Here is a 22367-nt window from a genome sequence, read left to right on the forward strand (position 1 = left end):
GGCCGGGCGCGTCTCGTGAACCGCGCATAGGCCAAGCTTGGCCGAAGCGAGGCGAAGGGGATGAGAAGTGCCGCACAGAAGACGTATCTGCACGATCACATCAGCGTGGACGATGATCGGTGTCGCCGGGCTCCTGGCCGGTTGTGGCGACGATCCCCGGAGCGCTCCCACGCCCACACCGACCTACTCCTGCACCCCGGACCCGGCGGGCGCACCGTGCACGGCGGAGTTGGCCGCTGCACAGGCCGAGGAGGCCAAGGCGTACGAAGAGGCGATCTTTGCCTACCAACAGTTTACCAAGGAGCGAAATCGCCTGCTACATGCTGGCGGCACCGCAACTGCCACAGCAGAGCTGGAGAGATTCGGAACAGGCCTCTATCTTGAGGCGATGGTTGGTGACTTGAGGACCGTTTATGGAAAAGGGTGGAGTACAACAGGTGATGTTGTTGTAAGGGACTTCGGTCGCCATCATTTCGAACCGAATCGGTTGGAGTTCTTCCTTTGTGAGGATGCCACTGCTGTGAGGCTGATCGGTTCTGAAGGAGAGCAACTGACACTCGGCCGCAAGGGACGCCTGCGTGTGACCGCCACCGGTGAAGCTGGGGAGCGGCGCATCGCGGATACAACCGTAGTGGAGGACTGGGAATGTTGATGAGACGAGCGACTCGCTCGGTGGTGGCAGGAGTCGGAGTCGTTCTTTTCTCCGTGACACCAGCGGCCGCCGAGGATCGGCCAGATTTCTTGGATACCAGGGTGGTGGCAGCCAAGGATTCAGCTACAGGATCTATTCGGTCTCAGGGAAAGCTGGCGGGTAGCCAGTCTGCGAAATGGGTGGGTCAAGGGACTGTATCAACCGTCAACAAGACGAATGGGAAGTCAGGATTCGCTGACCGGTGGGGGATCGGTGTTGATCCGGCGTCGATCCCTGGCGCCCAGCTACGTCAGCTTCTGCTGGAGCGCCAGCGGGCCTTCTATGGATTGAGTGACCCGTCGAACTACCTGTGGAACAACTTGGTTCCACTGAAAGGTACAAATCAGCCGGGCGGAGCCGCGCTGCCGCCAGTCGATCCCGCCGTTCTCGCCCGTGAAGCGGCGGCCACCCTCCGACTCCCGACCCAGACCGTGCGGATCGGTCCCGAGCCGTCGCTTAACCAGTGGAATATGATGGCGGTCGGGTATCCCATATGGTTGTGGCGTGAAGGGGCGAGCACCACCAGCGAGACTGTGTCGCTTGCCGGAGTCACCCTGGACATGACCGCGCGCCACCAGTCGACGACCTTCGACATGGGCGACGGCACGAAGGAGACCTGCACGGCCTCAACGCCCTGGGTTGCCGGTGCCCGGCCGCCCGGGACCCCCTCGCCGAACTGCGGTCACGTCTACTCCAAACCGGGCAACTACACGATCACCGCCACCCACCACTGGCAGCTCTCCTGGACAGCGCTGGGGCAGTCGGGTGCCCTGCCGATGTCCAACACGTCGTCGGCCGACCTGGTCGTCGGCGAGCTGGCCTCGGTCGTGGTCGAGCGCTGATCCGGCCCTGGAGTCGTCGCGTACGATCGGGGAATCGCTGGGGTGCATGGCCTGCGCGGCCAGGGGCCTGGTCCGCGGCATGCTGACCTCGCGGCTCGGCTGCCCCTATCTCGCCGGCTCTTGGTCCCGGACCCACCGGTCTCGGACCCACCGGTCCCGACCATCCGGTCGACACCGCACGAGGATCCCGAGAGGACGAGGAGCATGTCCGACTTTCACGTCCGCTTCAACCCGGACCGATCCCGCTGGGAGGCCCTGCTGGACGGGGACGAGATCGGGTTCCTCGACTACCAGGTCAACTGCGGGATCGTCGAGATGTCCCGCACCGTCGTCGACCCCGCCGGGACCGGGCAACCGACCGAGGCCGTGCTGACCGGGCTGATCCGTGCCGGTCTGGAGCAGGCGCGCGAGGACGGGCTGACCGTGCGGACCAGCAGCTCTGAGGTGGAGGAGTTCCTCGCGGAGCACGGCGATATCGCGGAGGATCCCGACGACCACCGGGAGAGCGAGGACGACGAGCATCGCGAGGATGGCAGCGACCTGGTCTGACAGTCCGCCAGTCCGCGCGAAGCGTGACGGCCCACGTGCTGCGAGGACCAGCCTGCTGTGGGATGTCGGCGAAGAGTGCGGACCGCCGCGGACGACTCCCGAGCTTGCCTCCGGCAAGCAGGGGGCCGCGCAGGACGGATCGGTGTCCGGTCTGTTGACCGGCCCGATATCGTGTTCCCGACTCAAAATGCACAAAGGAGGGCCGCATGCCCCGCATCGTCCAGAAGTACGGCGGATCGTCGGTGGAGGACGCCGAGGCCATCAAGCGCGTGGCTCGTCGGGTCCTGGCCGCCAAGCAGGCGGGCAACGAGGTCGTCGTCGTCATCTCGGCGATGGGCGACACGACCGACGAGCTGATGGACCTCGCCCTACAGGTCTCGCCGATGCCGAAGGCCCGCGAACTGGACATGCTGCTGACCACCGGGGAACGCCAGTCCGCCGCCCTGCTGGCGATGGCGCTGGGTGACCTTGGGGCGGAGGCCCGCTCCTACACCGGTTCGCAGGCCGGCGTCATCACCACCGCCAAGCACGGCGATGCCCGGATCATCGACATCACCCCCGGCCGGATCGAGAAGGCGCTCGGGCTCGGCAACATCGTCATCGTCGCCGGCTTCCAGGGCGTCTCCCAGGACACCAAGGACGTCACCACACTCGGCCGGGGCGCCTCCGACACCACCGCCGTCGCCCTCGCCGCGGCGCTCGACGCCGCCTACTGCGAGATCTACTCCGATGTCGACGGCGTCTTCACCGCCGACCCCCGGATCGTCCCCAGCGCCCGGCGGATCCCGGAGATCTCCTACGAGGAGATGCTGGAGATGGCCGCCAACGGCGCCAAGATCCTCCACCTGCGCTGTGTGGAATACGCACGTCGCGAACATGTCCCGGTGCACGTACGCTCGTCGTTCACGGACAAGCCCGGTACGTGGGTCAAGGATCTGAAAGACGTCCAGAAAGGACCAGGCATGGAACAGGCACTGATCACCGGCATCGCCCACGAGCGCGGCGATGCGAAGGTCACCGTGGTCGGCGTCCCCGACCAGGTCGGCCGGGCCGCGGCCATCTTCACCGCCCTGGCCGAGGCCGACATCAACATCGACATCATCGTCCAGAACGTGTCGCGGGTGGACACCTCCCGTACCGACATCTCTTTCACCCTGCCGACGAAGGACGCCCGCAAGGCGATCGCGACGCTGAAGTCGATCCAGGAGTCCGTGCAGTTCCAGGAGTTGCTGTACGACGACCAGGTCGGCAAGGTGTCGGTCATCGGCGTCGGTATGCGCTCGCACCCGGGCGTCACGGCGAAGTTCTTCAAGGCGCTGGCCCAGGCCGGCGTCAACATCGGGATGATCTCGACCTCCGAGATCCGCATCTCGGTCGTCGTCGACCAGGACGACCTCGACACCGCCGTCCGGGCCGCACACACCGCGTTCGGACTGGACGCCGAGGGCGAGGCCGTGGTCTACGCCGGCACCGGCCGCTGACGGAGGTCTGAGCAAGTCGGCCCGGGCCCGGAGGAGGATGTGGGCGGACACGAGCGCCATCCCGGGTGGCCCCGCTTCCGCAGCGGCTCCTCCTGCCCGCAGCGGCGCTCCCCGATCCCGTGGTGGCGGCCCGGCGCTGGCGCCGCGTTCCTGGGGGGGCCGCGTTCCCGGGGCGCCGCCCGTTCCGTTCGTCGCACGGCCGCAACACCGAGGTGACCTGACCGACCTATTGCCTGGCTACTGTCCGGCACGTGACGTACAGCATGGAGTCTTCCGGAGGTGACCGCGCCGAGCCCGGCCACGCACTGCAGATCCTGGACCACGATCCGGCTCCCGAGACCGGGGCCCGTGCCGAGGCCGGTGAGGATGCCCGCGTCGCGGCCGGGCTGGCCCGCGGCGGGCTGGGCGTCGTCCTGCACCGGCCTCCTGCTCCCGGAACGCGGACAGGTCGTCTCAAGCTGTACTCGCACCAGGTGCTCGGCCTGAGCCGGATCCTGCCGCTGTTGGCCGCCCTCGGCCTGGAAGCCATCGATGAGCACACCTACGTCACCAGTGGGCCTGACCGGCCCGCGGTCCGGGTCCACGACATCGGCTTCCAGGCGCCCGCCGGGGTCAGGTGGGATGCGCCGGACGTGGCGGAGCGGCTGGCCGATGCCATCGTGGCCGAATGGCAGGGGGCCAGCGAGTACGACAGCCTGGATGCGTTTGTCCTGACCGCTGGCCTGACCTGGCGCGAGGTCGCGTTGCTGCGCGGCATCGGCGCCTACCTCCACCAGGTGGGCGCGCCCTTCTCCCGTACGTTCATGCGGACGGCGCTCGTCGCCCACCCGGAGATCGCCCATGACCTGGTCGACCTCTTCACCGCCCGGTTCACCCCGGAGACGTACGGTCCCGATGCCGCAGCGGCCGCGCGGGGGCGCGCGGTCGAGACCCTGGAGGCACGCCTGACGGCCGCGATCGACGCGATCGACTCCCTCGAGGAGGACCGGGTCCTGCGTCGTTATCTCGACGTGGTCCGGGCGACGCAGCGCACCAACTGGTTCTGCCGTGCCCGCGAGACGCCCGATGACCCGCGGACGACCCGTCCGACCCTGGCGCTCAAGATCGCCTCCGGCCGGGTCCCCGGGATGCCCGATCCGGTGCCCGCCGTCGAGATCTGGGTCTACTCGCCCCGCGTCGAAGGTGTGCACCTGCGGTTCGGCCCGGTGGCCCGCGGCGGCCTGCGCTGGTCGGACCGGCGCGAGGACTTCCGGACCGAGATCCTCGGCCTGGTGAAGGCGCAGATCGTCAAGAACGCCGTAATCGTCCCGACCGGGTCGAAGGGCGGGTTCTTCGCCAAGCATCTCCCCGATCCCCGCGCCGACCGGAAGGGCTGGCTGGACGAAGGGGTCGCCGCCTACCGCCTGTTCATCGGTTCGCTCCTCGACCTCACCGACAACCTCGTCGACGGATGCGTGGTGCCGCCGGCCCGGGTGATCCGCTACGACGGTGACGACCCCTACCTGGTCGTCGCCGCGGACAAGGGCACGGCCACCTTCTCCGACCTCGCCAACGCAGTGGCGCGATCCTACGGCTTCTGGCTGGACGACGCCTTCGCCTCGGGTGGCTCGGTCGGTTTCGACCACAAGGCGATGGGGATCACCGCGCGCGGTGCCTGGGAGTCGGTCAAACGACACTTCCGCGAGCTGGGCGTCGACACCCAGCGCGAGGACATCGCCGTCGCAGGGATCGGTGACATGTCCGGCGACGTGTTCGGCAACGGCATGCTGCTGTCGGAGCACCTGCGGCTGGTGGCCGCGTTCGACCATCGCCACATCTTCGTGGACCCCGATCCGGACCCCGCCCGGTCCTTCGCGGAGCGGCACCGGCTGTTCGCCCTGCCGCGGTCGTCCTGGGCCGAGTACGCCCCGGCGCTGATCTCCGCGGGCGGCGGGGTCTGGCCGCGGTCGGCGAAACAGATACCGGTGAGCCCGCAGCTGCGCGCCGCGCTGGGCCTCGCCGACGAGGCCGAGGTGGTGACACCGGCGGAGCTGATCCGGGCGATCCTGCTGGCCCCGGTCGACCTGCTGTGGTTCGGCGGGATCGGCACGTACGTCAAGGCGACGGAGGAGTCCCACGCCGACGTCGGTGACCGGGCCAACGACGCGATCCGGATCGACGGCTCCCGGCTGCGCGCCCGGGTCGTCGGGGAGGGCGGCAACCTCGGCATGACCCAGCGCGGCCGGGTCGAGGCGGCCCGCCGCGGGATCCACGTGAACACCGACGCGGTGGACAACTCCGCCGGCGTGGACACCTCCGACCACGAGGTCAACCTGAAGATCCTGCTCACCGACCTGGTCCGCCACGGTGGGATGACCATGGCCGAGCGCGACGCCGTCCTCGCCGGGATGACCGACGAAGTGGCCGGCCAGGTGCTCGCCGACAACCATGCCCAGAACTCGGTGCTGGGTTTCCTCCGGCTGCGGAGCGAGTCGCGGTCACTCCAGGCGTACGTACGGACCATGCATGCCCTCGAGGACCGCGGGCTGCTCGACCGGGAGCTCGAGTGCCTGCCGGGAGACGAGGAGCTCGCCGCCCGGACCGGCCCCGGCGTAGCCCTGACCTCACCGGAACTCTCGGTGCTGATGGCGTACGTGAAGCTCGCTCTCAAGCAGGACATCGCCGCCGCCGCGCTGCTCGACGACCCCTGGTGCCGGGCCGAGCTGCTCGGCTACTTCCCGGCCCGGATCCGGGCGGAACGGGCCGACCTCGCCGAGCGGCACCCGCTGCGCCGCGAGATCATCACCAATCGGATCGCCAACTCGCTGGTCAACCTCGGCGGCATCACCTTCGTCCAGCGGGTCGTGGAGGAGACCGGCGCCGATGCCGGGGCGATCGCCCGGGCGTTCCTGATCGCCCGCGAGGTGTTCGACATCCCCGGCGTGATGCGTCAGGTGGACGACCTCGACGGCCGGGTGTCACCCACGGCTCAGGCCGACGTGATCGACCAGGCGCGGCGGCTGCTGGCCCGGGCGACCCGCTGGTTCCTGCTGGAACGGCCCGGCGAGGCAGGCATCGCCGCCGAGATTGACCGCTATCGGCCGTTGGTCGCCCGGCACGCCGCGCGGATCGGGGATCTGCTCCGCGGCGACGAGCGGGAGCGGTTCGTGCTGCGTCGCAACCAGCTGGTGGCGGAAGGGCTGCCGGAGGAGCTCGCCGCGACGACGGCGGGCCTGCTCGACGCGTACGCCCTGCTCGACGTCGTCGACCTGGCCGGTGCCGGTGCGGTGGCCGCCGACACCCTGGTGCCGCTGCATTTCGCGGTCTCCCAACGGTTCGGGATCGACCGGGTGCTCCGCCACATCGCGGCGCTGCCGCGCGACGACCGGTGGGATGCGCTGGCACGCAGCGCCCTGCGCTCTGACACGTACGCCACCTGGGCCAAACTCACCGGTGTCGTGCTGAAGGCGCGGCCGGACGGGACCGTCGACGAGCGTCTCGGGGCCTGGGTGGACGCCAACGCCGCTCCAGTGGCCCGTGCCGAGGAGGTCCTCGCCTCGGCCGACGCTCTGGACACGCCGCGGATGGCGCCGGTCGCTGTGGTGCTGCGTACGCTGCGGTCGATCGCCTCGCGCTGACCCCTCGGGACCAACGCGCGCCGTCGGGACCAGCGCGAGGGCCTCAGTGCCCGCCGGCGGCGCGGTACATCTCCCGGGCCTGCTCGAAGCCGATCACCCAGCCGGTCTGCCGGATGCTGCGGTAGAGCGGGGTGGTGAGCATCCGCCCCGCGGTGTCGTACACCTCCGGGAAGCCGCCGTCGCGGACCATCGCGGTGCCGTACGCCGCCAGCTGCCGGCCGGCCTCCTCGAGGTAGCCGTCCTCGCCGGTGGCGCGGTGCAGCAGCAGGAGCACCTTGATGTACTCCATCCCCCAGAAGCTCCACACGGAGTCGCCGCCGTACGAGGGTGCGGCCAGCCGGACCACCGGATACTGCCGGTGCGCCCGGGTGTCGACCTGGTACTTCACCGCGAGCGGCTCGGCGACACCGGTGGCCCGGATGTGCTGCACCGAACGGGTGAAGTAGTCCCGTTCGGCCGGGTCGGCCGGGTCGAGGAAGCCGGTGGCGAGCACGATCAGCCAGTCCGAGGAGTAGTACCCGCCGCGGATCGCCTCCGGCGACAGGTCCTCCAGGAAATGACCCTGCTCCGGCAGCCAGAAGGTCGCCAGGATCCGCCGCTTCAGCGCAGCCTGGGCCGCCTCGTCGACGGGCACCAGACCGAGCCGGCCGGCGAGCTGGGTGGTCTTCCACAGGATCACGTTGTCGTAGAAGGCCGACGCCCGGCGGGTGATGTCCTTGGCCCCGGACAGCGGCCGGTCGGTGCGCACCAGCCCGGTCGCCGGATCGAGGACGGTCTCCCGGTAGGTCGCGTAGTGCCGGGCCAGCGCCGGCCCATAGCAGGCCATCAGGTCCGCGGCGGCCTCCCCGGTGGCCAGTTCGTGGCGGTCGGCGCCGTACGCCACCGGCCGGGCCGGCTCGATCCCGGCCAGTGCGGCCACGGCGTAGAGCATGCCGTAGAGGGTGTCGGAGGGGTAGGCGTAGATGTCGACGCAGGTCGCCGCGCGCGGCCCGGTCGCCACGATCGTGGTGGTCAGCTCCGGCTGCCGGGCGAACACCCCGAGCGCGTAGCCGACGGTCTGCAGGTACACCAGCTGGCGGGCCTGCCAGTCCGACTCGTCGCCCGGGATGGCGCGGTCGAGCATCGGATAGTAGAAGACCCCCAGGTTGCGGACGAACAGCGCGCTGAACTGGTCGCCGGAGATGAGCAGCAGCCGTTCGGGGTCGAACCGCAGCGCATGGATGTCGCTGATCACCCCGTCCACGGTCGTCGCGCCGGACCGCGGGCTGGTGAGGTAGCGCGTCCGCAGCACGTTCACCGCGCAGGTGTAGTAGGCCAGCGCCCGCCACAGCGGATGCTGCCGCAGCACCAGCCGGTCGTTGTGGTCCACTGTCTCCAGCCGCCCGCCGACGAACCGCGCCGTGTAGGTGTTGCGGACGATCGTGAAGCGGGAGAACGGGTTGGTGACGTACGCGAACGCCACCGATCCTGCGGCGAGGATACTGGACCCCGCGGCCAGGAGCCGGACGGGCAGACGGAACACTGTTGGGGACCCCACGGTGACGGAGACGGACGGCGACAGACTCCAGGGTACGGCCCTTCCGGCCCGCGGCGGGCAGGCCCGGCGGGCCGCGCCGGAGTCCGGGACCGGCGGACCGGCGCTCGCCGGGGACGGTCGACGGATTTCGGTCCGGGCCGTTCCCCTGAGAGAATGGCCCGTCACCGGAACGCCCCCTACCGGGACGGGACGGGACTGACACCGCACTGTCGTACGAACCGAGGGCACGTGACCGATGAACCGCTCGACCCGGCACGGGTCCGTGGCGCGCTCGACAGCCCGACGCTGAAGCTGCTGTCGGCGCACACCGCGTGGTGGGTGCTGCCGCTGTTCTCGGAGCATCTGGAGCCCGCGCAGGGGCCGGTCTCCGCGGCGTGGTTCCACCGGCGGGTCGCCGAGGCGCTCCAGGCGCTCGGGCTGCCGGACAGCCCGACCCCCGCCGAACACTGCCGCAAGTGGGTCGACCAGGACCACTGGCTGGTCCGCAGCCGTGACGCCGACGACGGCCGGCTGCTCTACGAGCTGTCCGACAATGCGCTGCGGGCGATCCAGATCGTCCGCGACACGTCGGGGGAGTCGTCCACCGTGTCGGACTCCCGGCTCGGTTCGATCACCGACGCGGTGCGCCGGCTGGCCGACATGGCCAGCCCCGACATCGCCGCCCACATCGCCCGGATCGACGCCCGGATCGCCGAGCTGGAGGAGCGCCGTGCGGCGCTGCGGGCCGGCGACATACGTCCCGCCACCGACGAGGAGATGCGCCGGCAGTTCGACGAGGTGCGTCGGCTGCTCGCCTCGCTGCCGGCCGACTTCCGGGCGCTGACCACGATGATCGAACGGCGCCACCACGCCGTGGCCGCCGGCATCTCCAGCACCGGCACGCCGAAGGGGGCGGCCGTCGAGGAGTTCCTGCACGAGCACGACCTGCTCGCCCAGACCCCGGAGGGCCGCGCCTACCGGGGCTTCTCCGACCTGCTGGTCTCCCGGGAGGCGGAGTCGCTGCGGGGCGACATCGATCTGATCCTCGACCAGGACGCCGCCGCCACCGCGCTGGGTGACGGGGACCGGGCCGCGCTGCGGACGCTGATGTCCACCCTGCTGGAGGAGGAGCACGAGGTGGAGGCCGCCTACACGCGGTGGACCGCGTCGCTGCGGCGCTTCCTCACCCGGTCGTCGGGCGGGCGTCACCAGCGGCTGCTCACCCTGGTCGACCAGGTGCTCGAGGCGGGCGACGCGCTGAGCGCTCGGCCCGGGCGCCCGATGATCGACGACGTGCTGGGCGTCGGCACCCTCGACGTCCGCGACATGTCGCAGGCGGCGCTGTGGCAGCCGAGCCAGGAAGTGAAGGCCCAGCCGCTGCGCCCCCTCAGCCCCACCGGGATGCTGCCGGAGGACCGCGAGCTGATGATGATCCAGGCCGGCACCTCGACCCGTGCGGTCGCGGCCACGGTGAACGACCTGGTCACCGCCGGGCCGACCACCGGCGCGAGCGTGTTCGCCGCCACTCCCGAGGCCTGCCGGCGGCTGGTGGTGCTGCTCGGCGTGCTGGACCTCGGGCTGGCGCACGGCCGGGTCGAGGACGGCGCGACCGAGCGCGTCACCCTGGTCACCCCCGGCGGCCGGGAACGCACCGTCCTGGTCCCGCTGGTGCATTTCGACCGACCCCTCCCGATCAAGGACGGTGGCAATGACTGACCCGCAGACCCAGGACGCGTTCGGTTCCCGTCCCGAGGCGTACGCCGAGGACGCGTTCGGCGCCGCCCCCGACCCGGAAGTGCTGCCGGACCCGGCGCGCCGGGCGCTGGCGACGCTGCTGACCTCCCGGTTCATCACCCGCGGCGGGCACGCCGCGGCCTGGGAGGGGCTGATCGACCACGAGCCGCGGATCCGTGCCCGGCTGGCGGACATGTTCCTCGAGCTGGTCATCGACCACGACCACGAGGTCGCGTTCAAACGCCAGGTGGACGACCCGGATGCGCCGGTGGTGCTGCGCCGGGAGAAGCCGCTCGGCAAGGACGCGACGCTGCTGCTGGTCCACCTGCGCCAGTTGCACGCGTTCACCGACGCGTCCGACGCCGCGGTGGCGATCACGGCGAGCGAGGCGACCGATTTCCTGGCCCGGTTCCGCGATCCGAATGACACCGACGAGGCGGGCTTCCAGCGGGATGTCGAGACGGCGCTGCGCGGGGTCGAACGGCTGGGGCTGATCCGCCCCGACCCGGACGTCCCGGACACCTGGATCGTCTCCCCGGCGGTCGTCGCCCTGGTGACACCCGACCGGCTGGCGGCGATCCGGGACCAGCTGCAGGGCCTCGCGGGCGGCGAGCCGGCGGCGGGGGCGCGGCCGGCCGGGTCGGACGGGGACGAGGACACTGACCCGGCAGGAGCCGAGGACGGAGGGGACGCATGACCGAGGACGAGTTGCTCGCCGACGGCCCGGACCAGTGGCGGATCAGCGCGGTCCAGGTGGTGAACTGGGGCGGCTACGGCGGCCACCACATCATGCACGTCCGCCGCGACGGGACGGCGATCCTCGGGCCCACCGGGATGGGCAAGTCGACCATCCTCGACGCGATGTCCGCGGTGATGATGCCCAATCCACCGGCCTTCAACCGGGCCGCCCGCGACGACGGTGGCAAGCGGTCGGAGCGTACGGTCTACTCGTACGCCCGGGGCAAGATCGACGACGTGCTGGCCGCCGACGGCCGGACGACCCGCACCCAGTACCTGCGGCCGCCGGGGGAGCGGCCCTTCCCGTCGGCCGCCGCGATCACCTGGACCAACGGGCTGGACGAGCACATCACCGGCGCCCGGGTGGTCTGGGTCGGGGCGGACGCCGCGGCGAACGCCGAGCTCAACACCACCACCCGCTACCTGCTGGTCCGCGGGCCGTTCGACCTGTCGCGGCTCAACGAGGCGATCGACCAGCCGCTGCGAGGCAGCCGCACCTGGCCGCTCGACACCAACGCGCTCAAGCGGCTGCTCAACCCCAACCGCGACCTGGTCACCTCCTCCCAGCCGGAGTTCGAGAAGGAGATGTGCCGGCTGCTCGGCATCGGCCGCAGCGACGAGTCGTCCCGGCGGGCCCTCGAGCTGCTCCGCAACGCCCAGGCGTCCAAGGGCATCTTCTCGATCAACGCGCTGTTCAAGGACTTCGTCCTGGACCGGCCGCTGGCCCTGGAACGCTGGGAGACCGCGTTGGCCACCTATCGCGAGGCGGCCCAGCTCTACGACGTCTTCGAGGACGCCCGGACCCGCTTCGAGGTGCTGCGGGAGGTGCCCGCGCTGGCCGAGCGCTACCGGTCCGCGATGGCCGACTCGGCCACCGAGTGGCGGCTGCTCGGCCCGGCCGGAGTGGGCCCCGACGGCGCAGCCGGGGCCGGCGACGCGTCGGAGTGGGCGGAGGACGCCGACGACCGTCCCAGCCCGCTGGAGCTGTGGAACGCCGAACACCTGCTGGAGTGGGCCGCGGCCCGGATCGACGACAACCGCAGCCGGGCCACCGAGCTGGGAGCGGTCGCCAAGCAGCACGACGCCGAGGCGATCGCCGCCCGTGACGAGGAGGAGGCGCTCACCCAGCGCTACTACGCCAAGGGCGGCGGCGACTCCGAGGATCTGGTCCGGCGCCGGCAGCAGGCCGCCGCCGACCTGGCCGAGCGCACCGCGGCCCGGCAGGCGTACGTCGACCGGGCCCGGTGGCAGGGCTTCGAGGAGCCGGCCGACGAGCCGGCCTTCGCGACGCTGGTCCAGGCCATCCACGAGCGGCTGCGCGGGCTGCCCGGCCAGGACGCCGAGTGGAAGACCGCTTCCTACGATGCCGCCTCCGCCCGCGGCCGGGCCCGCGACGAGCTGAGCGCGACGGCCGACGAGATCGCCTCGCTGAAGCGTCGCCGGTCGAACGTGCCGGCCGAGGCCGACCGGGCCCGCCGGGAGATCGCCGAGGCCTGCGGGATCGACCCGGCCCGGTTGCCCTATGTCGGGGAACTGCTGGAGGTCCGGCCCGAGGAGCGTCGGTGGGCCACCGCCGTCGACCGGGTGCTCGGCCAGCTGGCGCAGAACATCATCGTCGCCCCCGACGACTGGCGGACCGTCACCCGCTACGTCAACGACCACCGGATGCGCGGCCGGGTGGTGCTGTTGCCGGCCCGGCCGGCGCACAACGCGACGCCGCGCGTGCTGCCCGACTCGGTGCCGGCCAAGCTGCGGCTGGACGAGTCCGGGCCGTACGCCGAGTGGCTGCTCGACCACCTGGTCGGTGGCTACTCGGTGCTCTGCGTGGAGGACGCCGCCGGGCTGGACGCCCCGCGCCCCGCCGGCTACACCGGGGCGGTCACCGTCGCCGGCATGCGGACCGCCGCCCAGGGCCGGGTGATCAAGGACGACCGCAAGCTGCCGTCCTGGCTGGGCCTCGACAACGCGGCCACCATCGCCTCCCTGGAGGAGAGGGTCGAAGGGCTGCGCGTCGCGATCGGCCGCTACAACGCCGAGCTGGAGGACCTCGACAAGCGGCGCCGCGAGGGCATCGACGTGGCCGGCGAGCTGCGCTGGCTGTCCGAGCAGACCTGGGCGTCGATCGACGTCGCCTCCGCCCGGGCCGCCGAGGCGCACGCCGCCGAGCTGCTCGGCCGGTTCACCCACGGCCACCGCACCCTCGACTCGCTGAAGGCCGAACGGGCCGCGGCCCGGGACCGCTACGTCACCCACACCACCGCCGCCGCCAGGGCCCGCGAGCAGCGCGCCGGGCTGGACGAGGAGTGGGGCGCCCTGGTCGACCTGCAGGACGAGATGTCCGACATCGCCTCCCGTGGGACGCTGACCGAGGCGGACCGTACGACGCTGGGCCGCCTCGGCTTCCCGGAGCCGGAGAACGCCGCCCGGGCCCGCGGCACTCTGGCGATCAGCGCCGAGCGGCTGCGGGCACTGGCCCACGAGCACACCGGTGCGGTGGAGCTGGCCGAGACCGCCCTGGTCGGCATCTTCCGCGAGTATCTGCGGGTCGACCCGCGCGCCGAGATCGACGAGACGATCGCCTCGCTGCCCGCGGTGGAGGCGATCCTGGCCGACCTGGAGTCCGACGACCTGCCCCGTGCCCGGGCCGAGTGGCTGGCCAAGACCCGCGAGGACATGCAGCGCAGCCTGCGGACGCTGCTGGTGCAGATCGAGGAGGACCGCCGCTCGATCCGCGACGGCCTGCTGCCGGTCAACCGGGCGCTGGCGGGTGTCGAGTTCCGGGACGGCTCCCGGCTGCAGATCGAGGACCGGCCGATCCCGACCGCCGACCTGGACGACTTCCGGGCGACGATCACCCGCTACACCACCGTCGGGACGACCGACCTGGACGAGACCGTGACCGAACAGCTGTTCGTGGCGATGCGCCGCGACCTGGCCCGGCTCGACGAGCAGTCGACCACCGCCGAGGCGTGGCGGCGACGGGTGTTCGACGCCCGCGAGCACGTCGAGTTCCGGGCCGTCGAGCACCGGCCCGACGCCGAACCGATCGTCCACGACGGCGTCTCGGGCAAGTCGGGCGGCGAGGGGCAGGAGCTGATCGCCTTCATCCTCGGCGCCGCGCTGCGCTACCAGCTCGGCGACGGCACCGACCAGGCGCCCCGGTTCGCGCCGATCGTGCTGGACGAGGGCTTCGTCAAGGCCGACTCCGAGTACACCGGCCGCGCCCTGCACGCGCTGCAGAGCCTCGGCTTCCAGCTGGTCATCGGGGCGCCGCGGGACAAGGCGGCCGCCTTCGAGGACTACGTCGGGTCGATCGTCTACGTCAACCGCAATCCGGAGCGCGCCGGTGAGGTCCGGCTGTACGAGTTCGCCATCGACTGATTCCGGGCCTGCGGGCTGGTCCTGCGGACCGGGCCTGCGGCAGGATCGGAACTGCCGGATCGGCAGTGCCCGTGTCCGTCGTCAGTCAGTACCGTCGCCAGGAAGTGAGCCCGTCATGACCGCGCCCGAGAACATCCTCGTCGAGACCCGGGGCCGGGTGGGCCTCATCACCCTGAACCGGCCCAAGGCCCTGAACGCCCTCAATGCCGCCACGATGCGCGAGGTGGTGGACGCCGCCCGCGCTTTCGACGCCGACGAGGCGATCGGCTGCCTCGTCATCACCGGGTCGGAGCGCGCCTTCGCGGCCGGGGCCGACATCAAGGAGATGGCCTCCCGCTCGGCGACCGAGATGTTCCTCGCCGACTGGTTCGCCGACTGGGAGGAGCTGACCCGGGTCCGTACGCCGATCATCGCGGCGGTGTCCGGCTACGCACTCGGCGGCGGCTGTGAGCTGGCGCTGATGTGTGACACGGTGATCGCCTCCGACACCGCCCGGTTCGGCCAGCCGGAGATCAACCTCGGCGTGCTGCCCGGCATGGGAGGCTCGCAGCGGCTCACCCGCGCCGTCGGCAAGGCCAAGGCGATGGACATGGTGCTGACCGGCCGGATGATGGACGCCGAGGAGGCCGAGCGGGCCGGGCTGATCAGCCGGATCGTGCCTGCCGTGAACCTGCTCGACGCGGCGCTCGAGATGGCCGGCACCATCGCTCGGAGGTCCCGGGTCGCCACCCTGCTGGCCAAGGAGGCCGTCAACACCGCGTTCGAGACCACCCTGCAGCAGGGCGTACGCCACGAACGACGACTCTTCGACATGGCTTTCGCCTCCGCCGACCAGACCGAGGGGATGGCCGCCTTCGTCGAGAAGCGTGACCCGGTCTTCCGGCACCGCTGAGCGGCGCAGGCCGCAGCGGCGGCGCCCGGGCCGGCTCCCCGGCGCCGCCTGTTCCGGCCGGGTAACAGTCGCGTTGCGCGCGAGGACAGAAATCTGAGCGACCCGGTGGTGTAACACGAACGCATGAATCGCCTCCTAGCGTTCCGGGCATCCGCAGGCCCACCTTCGCCTGTCGGCCCGAAATGGGAGGAACCTACTGTGACCAGACGACGTCGCTTCCTTGCGATGGGGATCTCCGGCCTGGTGATCGCCTCGCTGAGCCTCACCGCCTGCGGTACCCGGGCGAACACCGCTTCCGGCAACCCCAGTGCCACGAAAATCGTCAAGATCGGTGTCATCGCACCGCTGTCGGGCAACCTGTCCTCGATGGGCACCGGCATCCAGAACTCCGTCGATCTTGCCGTCAAGCAGGCCAACGCCAGTGGTGCGCTGCCCGGCTGGACGATCCAGATCGACGCCCAGGACGACCAGGCGTCGCCCGACGTCGGCAAGAACGCCGCGACGAAGCTGGCCGGCGACAAGGACGTCGTCGCCGTCGTCGGGCCGCTGAACTCGTCGGTCGGCCAGGCGATCCAGCCGATCCTCGATCCGTCGAACATCTCGTTGGTGTCGCCGGCCAACACCAGCCCGACCCTCACCCGTGGCGCGGACGCCTCGACCAACCCGAAGCGTACGTACGCCAGCTACTTCCGCACCTGCACCACCGATGCCATCCAGGGCCCGTTCGCCGCCCAGTACCTGCTCGACCAGGGCATCAAGCAGGTCGCGACCGTCCACGACAAGAAGGCGTACGGCCAGGGCCTGGTCACCGAGTTCACCAAGGCGTTCACCGCCGGCGGTGGCACGGTCGTCGCGGCCGAGACGGTCAACCCGGACGACAAGGACTTCGCCGCGGTGATCGCCAAGATCAAGCCGACCGCACCGCAGGCGCTCTACTACGGTGGTGAGCACCCGGTGAGCTCGCTGCTGACCAAGCAGATGAAGGACGCCGGCCTGAAGATCCCGCTGATGGGCGGCGACGGCATGTACGACCCGGCCTACATCACCAACGGTGGTACGGCCACCGAGGGTGACCTGGTGACCTCGGTCGGTGCCCCCGCCGAGTCCCTGCCGTCGGCCCAGAAGTTCGTCAGTGACTACCAGGCTGCCGGCTACTCCAGCGGCTTCTCGACCTACGGCCTGTACGCGTACGACGCCGCCAATGCGATCATCAACTCGCTCAAGGTGTCGCTGCCCACCGCGAGCGACGCCTCCGCCGCCCGCCAGCCCACGGTCGCCGCTCTCGACAAGGTCAGCTTCGAGGGGGCCAGCGGCAATGTGGCGTTCGACGAGTTCGGCGACAACAAGACCCGCGTGCTGACGGTCTACAAGGTCGAGAACGGGAAGTGGGTGCCGAACAAGACCGGCGAGTTCAAGTAGGCCGGACCGGCACACCTCTCGTACTTCGCACCTCTTTCCCCGTTTCCCCGCCGGGGGTGGTCCCGGGCCGATCGGCCCGGGACCACCCCCGGTCGGAGGGCGCACGGTACGGCGACTCCACCCCCGGTCGCCGGGAAGGCACATGATGGATCTCTTCCTCCAACAACTCGTGAACGGGCTGTCCCTGGGCGCCCTCTACGCGCTCATCGCCGTCGGCTACACCGTGGTGTACGGCATCGTCCAGCTGATCAACTTCGCCCACGGCGAGATCTTCATGGTGGGCGCCTTCGGTGCGTACACCACCTGGGTGGTGCTCGGCCGTCCGACCAACCTGGCCCTGGGCGAGGCTCTCGGCGTGGTGCTGCCGCTGATGATCCTGGGCGGCGTGGTCGTGTCGGTGACCGTCGCGCTGCTGATGGAGCGGCTCGCCTATCGCCCGCTGCGCGGCGCCCCGCGGCTGGCCCCGCTGATCACCGCGATCGGCATCTCGATCAGCCTGCAGGAGATCGTGCGCGTCTTCTTCGGCCGGATCCCCGGCTTCCCCGACTCGCGGCAGAACGTCGCCTTCCCGACCATCCAGGGCATCTCCGGCGCCTCCACGCAGATCGGTGACGTGCAGGTGCCGAACTCGGCCATCTTCACCCTTGTCGCCCTGGCCGTCTGCACCGCCTTCCTGTGGTACTTCGTGAACCGTACGGCCATCGGCCGGGCCATGCAGGCGACCAGCCAGGACCCTGACACCGCCCGGCTGATGGGCATCAACGTCGATCGGGCGATCATCACCGCCTTCGGCCTCGGGGCGGTGCTCGCCGCCATCGCCGGTGTCGCCCACGGGCTGCGCTACAACGCGATCGACTTCCAGATGGGGTTCCTGGCCGGCATGAAGGCCTTCACCGCCGCCGTCCTCGGCGGCATCGGCAACATCAACGGTGCCGTCGTCGGCGGGCTCGTGCTGGGGGTGGCCGAGTCGATGGCTACCACCTTCATCCCGGGCCAGTTCGGCGGCTCGGCGTGGAAGGACGTGTGGGCCTTCGTGATCCTGATTCTGGTCCTTGTCTTCCGGCCTCAGGGCCTGCTCGGCGCGAAGGTGGTGGATCGGGCATGACCACCACCTCCTCCTCCGACGCCGGGTTCGCCGCTGCGGCGGCCGGCGCCCAGACCGCGACCACGGTCGACACCGCCGCCCGGGCCCGGGCCACCGGCGGCGGGCCCGCCCCGACGCCCGGTGCCCCGGAGCGGCGCTGGTCGCGGTTCGCGCCGGCCGGCCGGGTCGCCGCCGTTGTCGGCGCCCTGCTGCTGATCGGCACTCCCTACCTGCCGTGGGCGTACGCGCCCGAGGCGCTCGACGACATGACCTACACCGGCGGGCCGTCCGGGCTGCAGCTGTTCTCCCTCATCGGCGGCGTGACGTTGCTGGTCCTGCTGCTCGCCCCCTTTCCTGCCCGGCGCTTCCTGCACGGTCGCAAGCAGGACCGGGTCAACTGGAACCGCGGCGCCCGTGCCGCGGCGATCGGCGCCACCGTCTACCTGGCGGTGATCCTCGCCGCCATCGCGCTCGAGCTCGGCGGCCTGGTCAACGTGCAGCCGGGCGGTTGGCTGGCATTCTTCGGCGCCGGCCTCGCCCTCGCCGGGACGCTGCCCCTGCCGCGGGGGGTCACCCCGACCCTGCAGTGGGTGCGGTCGCCGCACTGGTTGCAGATCCTCGGCATCGTGGCGTCCATGGCCGGGGTGCTCCTCGCCGCAGCGTACGGCCTGGGACAGGACGACGGCGGGTCGTTCATCGCCTTCGCCGTCTTCCTCGGCTCGGCGATCTATCTGATCAAGGACAGCGGCGTCCTCGGTTGGCTCAGCACCGCCGCCGCGCAGAACCGCAAGGTGCTCGTGCTGTCGGCGTTCGTCACCGCCTTCGCGTTCCCGTTCACCCAGAACGGGTCGGACGCCAACATGTCGATCGCCTCACAGGTGCTGATCTTCGCGGCGACCGCGATGGGCCTCAACATCGTCGTCGGGCTGGCGGGTCTGCTCGACCTCGGCTACATCGCCTTCCTCGGCGCTGGCGCCTTCACCGCCGCCACCCTGTCCACGTCCGCCTTCGCGACGATCAACTGGCATCCGCCGTTCATCGTCGTGGTGCTGATCTCCGGCGCAGTCTCCGCGACGCTGGGCCTGATCATCGGATCCCCCACCCTGCGGGTCTCCGGTGACTACCTGGCCATCGTCACACTCGCCTTCGGCGAGATCTTCCGGATCACCATGAACAACCTCGACGGTCAGGACGGCCCGAACCTGACTCACGGCTCCAACGGCATCCCCGGCATCCCGAACCTGGCGATCTTCGGCTTCGACTTCGGCAAGCCGCACGACATCCTCGGCGTGACCATCGGGCGGTTCTCGAACTACTACTGGCTGATGCTGCTGGTGCTCGGCCTGATCATCCTGGTCTTCACCAATCTCAACCACTCCCGGATCGGCCGCGGCTGGGTCGCCATCCGCGAGGACGAACGGGCCGCCGAGGCGATGGGCGTCAACGTGTTCGGGCTGAAGCTGCTGGCGTTCGCCGGCGGCGCATTCCTGGCCGGCGTCGCCGGGGCGGTCAAGGCGCACCAGGACGTCTCGGTCACCCCCGACCAGTACATCTTCATGGAGTCCGCGTTCCTCGTCGCCGGCATCGTGCTGGGCGGCATGGGCACCGTCGGCGGAGTGCTCGTCGGCGCCTCGATCCTGAAGCTGTTGCCGGAGAAGCTGCGCTTCTTCCAGGACTACCGGCTGTTGATGTTCGGCATCCTGCTGGTGGTGATGATGCGGATCCGGCCCGAGGGCCTGATGCCGGATGAGCGCCGCCAGTTGGAGTTCCACGACGAGGACGAGGAGCTGGCCGATGAGATCGGCGAGGACCTCGAACACCACGTCGTGCCGTCCCTGGCGGGCGCCCAGGCCGTTCCCGAGCGAAGGAAGGACCACCGATGACCAGCACCACACTCGAGACCGGCCCCGCCGGCGCCGCGGCGGCCGGGGAGCCGGTGACGCTGCTGGACGCCCGGCAGGTGACCATGCAGTTCGGCGGTCTGACGGCCGTCAACAAGGTCGACCTGACCGTGCACACCGGCGAGATCATGGGGCTGATCGGCCCCAACGGGGCGGGCAAGACGACGTTCTTCAACTGCCTGACCGGGATGTACAAGCCGACCTCCGGTGAGGTGCGGCTGGACGGAGAGGTGCTGCCGCCGAAGCCCCGCCGGGTAGCGATGGCCGGCGTGGCCCGTACGTTCCAGAACATCCGGCTGTTCCAGAACATGACTGCGCTGGAGAACGTGATGGTCGGCCGGTACTGCCGGACCCGGACCAACGCCCTCGACGCCGTCTTCCGGCTGCCACGGCACCGCCGCGAGGAGGTCGAGACCCGCGAACACGCCCTGAAGTGGCTCGAGTTCGTCGGGCTGGCGGGCTCCGGCGACGCGCTGGCCCGTAACCTGCCGTACGGTGACCAGCGCCGGCTGGAGATCGCCCGGGCATTGGCCACCGATCCGAAGCTGTTGCTGCTGGACGAGCCGACCGCCGGGATGAACCCGCAGGAGACCCGGGATGCGGAGGCCCTGATCACCCGGATCAGGGGGCTCGGCCTGGCGATCCTGGTGATCGAACACGACATGCGGTTCATCTTCAGCCTCTGCGACCGGGTCACCTGTTTGGTCCGCGGCGAGGTGCTGGTCGCGGGGGACCCGGCGACCGTCCAGAACGACCCCCGGGTGATCGAGGCCTACATCGGATCAGCGGTGGAGGACGACGAGGACACGGGTCCCGCGGCGGACACCGACGCGGCGGCTGCGGGCGCCACGGCTGCGGGCGCCACGGCTGCGGACACGGCGCCGGACTCTCCGCCATCCGGCAGGGTGCCGCCGCCGAGCCGGCCGTTGCTGGAGATGCCGCCGAACGCGGCCAGTCGGCACACCCAACCCCAGAGCGAACGAGCGGAGGACGATCATGCTTGAGGTCAAGGATCTGGTGGTGGCGTACGGCCGGGTCGAAGCGGTCAAGGGCATCTCGTTCGAGGTCGGCGAAGGCCAGATCGTCTGCCTGCTCGGGACCAACGGTGCGGGGAAGACCACCACGCTGCGCACCATCTCCGGACTGATCAGACCGGTCAGCGGCTCGATCAGCTTCGAGGGGAAGCGGATCGACAGCCTTCCGGCCCACAAGGTGGTGCAGTTGGGCATTGCCCAGTCACCGGAGGGGCGCCGGCTCTTCCAGCGGATGAGCGTGGAGGACAATCTGATGCTCGGCGCCTACACCCGGCGGGACCCGGCCGGTGTCCGGGCCGACATCGACAAGGTGTACTCGCTGTTCCCGGTGCTGGGGGAGCGCCGCCAGCAGGCCGCCGGACTGTTCTCCGGCGGGGAGCAGCAGATGCTGGCGATCGGCCGGGCACTGATGAGCCGCCCGCGGCTGCTGATGCTGGATGAGCCGTCGATGGGGCTGTCGCCGATCATGACCCGGACGATCATGCGGACGATCGCCGACCTGAAGGCGACCGGGACGACCATCCTGCTCGTCGAGCAGAACGCCCAGGCCGCCCTCGCCCTGGCCGACCAGGGATACGTGCTGGAGGTCGGGTCGGTGGCCTTCGCCGACACCGGTGCGGCCCTGCTGGCCGACGACCGGGTGCGTCAGACCTACCTGGGCGTCGAGGCCGCCTGAGGAAGGGCCATCCGAGGAAGGTGGGTCCGCAAGGTCTGGGCTCGCCGGCGCCCATACGGTGAAGTATGGGTACCAGGACAGTCGCCATAGGGAAGGTTTATGGCGCCGTGTCGGAGACCCGATCTCGCGGCGGACTCGCCTTCCCGGCCGAGCCAACCCGCCGCCACACACGGTGGGGTCATGACCAAGGTTCACGATGTTTCTCAGCTCAGCGTCTCTCAGCTCAGCCGCTCGTACGGCATCGGCGAGGGGTTGCCGGACGCGCGACAGCAAGGTAACTTGGCGCCTGTGAGTGATGAGCCGATCGTTGCCGCGTCGGCTCTGAAACACGGTTTGGAGGTGTACGACATCCTTCACGCCTATCGAAACCCGATCCGGGCCTGGGATCTCGGCGAGGGGTTCACGATGGTGGTCGGTGCGGACGCGGCGGCCAACCTCCTCGAAGTCGGCTATGTCCAGGGCGCCACCGCCGTTGTTGTGGTGCATGCGATGCGCGCCCGCAAATCGTTCCTCAGGTGATGACTATGCCCAGAACTGTTGATGAGATCCTTGCCCACGCTGATGAGATGGCTGCTGTGTTCGAGCAGTACGAGCCGAATAGTGCCGATGAGGTCGACGCGGCGGCAGTGTTGGCCCTTCGACGGGCTGTGCAGGAGCGCTCCTCCGCGGAGCTGCACCTCGTCGAGGCCGTCCGCCAGGCGCGCCGGGCGGGCTTGTCCTGGGCCGCCATCGGCGGGCTGGTGGGGACCAGCGGCGAGGCCGCCCGGCAGCGGTACGCCAAGAGGGTTGCCTGACGGCGCTGCCGCAGACCC

At 70.5% G+C, this 22367-nt stretch carries 17 protein-coding genes; 16 read left to right on the plus strand and 1 reads right to left on the minus strand.

Annotation, left to right across the window (positions count from 1 at the left end; all coding sequences use genetic code 11):
- The first annotated feature begins 229 nt into the window (after nucleotides 1-229).
- The 5 genes from R0145_RS02230 (at nucleotide 230) to R0145_RS02250 (ending at nucleotide 7180) form a co-directional block, all read left to right on the plus strand.
- Nucleotides 230-652, plus strand: coding sequence for a hypothetical protein (locus tag R0145_RS02230; RefSeq protein ID WP_317838805.1), 423 nt, complete (start codon nucleotides 230-232; stop codon nucleotides 650-652).
- Between the two features lie 104 nt (nucleotides 653-756).
- Entirely contained in the window at nucleotides 757-1533 is a 777-nt protein-coding gene (locus tag R0145_RS02235; protein ID WP_317838806.1) for a hypothetical protein, read from the plus strand.
- Between the two features lie 204 nt (nucleotides 1534-1737).
- Nucleotides 1738-2082 carry a GNAT family N-acetyltransferase gene (locus tag R0145_RS02240; RefSeq protein WP_317838807.1) on the plus strand — a complete coding sequence of 115 codons (345 nt, stop codon included), beginning with the start codon at nucleotides 1738-1740 and terminating at the stop codon, nucleotides 2080-2082.
- Nucleotides 2083-2288: 206 nt separating this feature from the next.
- Nucleotides 2289-3563 carry an aspartate kinase gene (locus R0145_RS02245; protein WP_317838808.1) on the plus strand — a complete coding sequence of 425 codons (1275 nt, stop codon included), beginning with the start codon at nucleotides 2289-2291 and terminating at the stop codon, nucleotides 3561-3563.
- Nucleotides 3564-3814: 251 nt separating this feature from the next.
- Nucleotides 3815-7180 (plus strand): NAD-glutamate dehydrogenase domain-containing protein, encoded by a 3366-nt coding sequence (locus R0145_RS02250; RefSeq protein WP_317838809.1) that lies wholly within the window; start codon nucleotides 3815-3817, stop codon nucleotides 7178-7180.
- A 43-nt stretch (nucleotides 7181-7223) separates the two neighbouring features.
- Here R0145_RS02250 and R0145_RS02255 read toward each other — a convergent pair whose 3' ends face one another.
- Nucleotides 7224-8702, minus strand: coding sequence for a hypothetical protein (locus R0145_RS02255; protein WP_317838810.1), 1479 nt, complete (start codon nucleotides 8700-8702; stop codon nucleotides 7224-7226).
- A 243-nt stretch (nucleotides 8703-8945) separates the two neighbouring features.
- Here R0145_RS02255 and R0145_RS02260 point away from each other — a divergent pair, with 243 nt between their 5' ends.
- The 11 genes from R0145_RS02260 (at nucleotide 8946) to R0145_RS02310 (ending at nucleotide 22349) form a co-directional block, all read left to right on the plus strand.
- Complete coding sequence (locus tag R0145_RS02260; RefSeq protein ID WP_317838811.1) at nucleotides 8946-10412, plus strand: DUF3375 family protein; 1467 nt, start codon at nucleotides 8946-8948, stop codon at nucleotides 10410-10412.
- On the plus strand, nucleotides 10405-11127 hold the full coding sequence (locus tag R0145_RS02265) for a DUF4194 domain-containing protein (protein WP_317838812.1): 723 nt from the start codon (nucleotides 10405-10407) through the stop codon (nucleotides 11125-11127). Before R0145_RS02260 ends, R0145_RS02265 begins: the two co-directional genes overlap by 8 nt.
- Nucleotides 11124-14549, plus strand: coding sequence for an ATP-binding protein (locus R0145_RS02270; RefSeq protein WP_317838813.1), 3426 nt, complete (start codon nucleotides 11124-11126; stop codon nucleotides 14547-14549). The genes R0145_RS02265 and R0145_RS02270 overlap by 4 nt, the downstream gene beginning before the upstream one ends.
- A gap of 115 nt (nucleotides 14550-14664) precedes the next feature.
- The gene (locus R0145_RS02275) at nucleotides 14665-15441 is read left to right on the plus strand and encodes an enoyl-CoA hydratase (protein WP_317838814.1); all 777 of its coding nucleotides are present in this window, start codon (nucleotides 14665-14667) and stop codon (nucleotides 15439-15441) included.
- 198 nt (nucleotides 15442-15639) lie between these two features.
- Nucleotides 15640-16860, plus strand: coding sequence for a branched-chain amino acid ABC transporter substrate-binding protein (locus tag R0145_RS02280; RefSeq protein WP_317838815.1), 1221 nt, complete (start codon nucleotides 15640-15642; stop codon nucleotides 16858-16860).
- A 145-nt stretch (nucleotides 16861-17005) separates the two neighbouring features.
- A complete protein-coding gene (locus R0145_RS02285; RefSeq protein WP_411742091.1) occupies nucleotides 17006-17965 on the plus strand; it encodes a branched-chain amino acid ABC transporter permease in 960 nt (319 codons plus the stop codon).
- Complete coding sequence (locus tag R0145_RS02290; protein WP_317838817.1) at nucleotides 17962-19827, plus strand: branched-chain amino acid ABC transporter permease; 1866 nt, start codon at nucleotides 17962-17964, stop codon at nucleotides 19825-19827. Before R0145_RS02285 ends, R0145_RS02290 begins: the two co-directional genes overlap by 4 nt.
- Nucleotides 19824-20849, plus strand: a complete 1026-nt coding sequence (locus R0145_RS02295; protein WP_317838818.1) for an ABC transporter ATP-binding protein — start codon at nucleotides 19824-19826, stop codon at nucleotides 20847-20849. The genes R0145_RS02290 and R0145_RS02295 overlap by 4 nt, the downstream gene beginning before the upstream one ends.
- Entirely contained in the window at nucleotides 20842-21555 is a 714-nt protein-coding gene (locus R0145_RS02300; protein ID WP_317838819.1) for an ABC transporter ATP-binding protein, read from the plus strand. The genes R0145_RS02295 and R0145_RS02300 overlap by 8 nt, the downstream gene beginning before the upstream one ends.
- A 180-nt stretch (nucleotides 21556-21735) precedes the next feature.
- Complete coding sequence (locus R0145_RS02305; RefSeq protein ID WP_317838820.1) at nucleotides 21736-22074, plus strand: hypothetical protein; 339 nt, start codon at nucleotides 21736-21738, stop codon at nucleotides 22072-22074.
- Between the two features lie 47 nt (nucleotides 22075-22121).
- Nucleotides 22122-22349, plus strand: a complete 228-nt coding sequence (locus tag R0145_RS02310) for a hypothetical protein (RefSeq protein WP_317838821.1) — start codon at nucleotides 22122-22124, stop codon at nucleotides 22347-22349.
- Nucleotides 22350-22367 lie beyond the last annotated feature (18 nt).

This window comes from Raineyella sp. W15-4, assembly GCF_033170155.1.
Lineage (GTDB): Bacteria > Actinomycetota > Actinomycetes > Propionibacteriales > Propionibacteriaceae > Raineyella.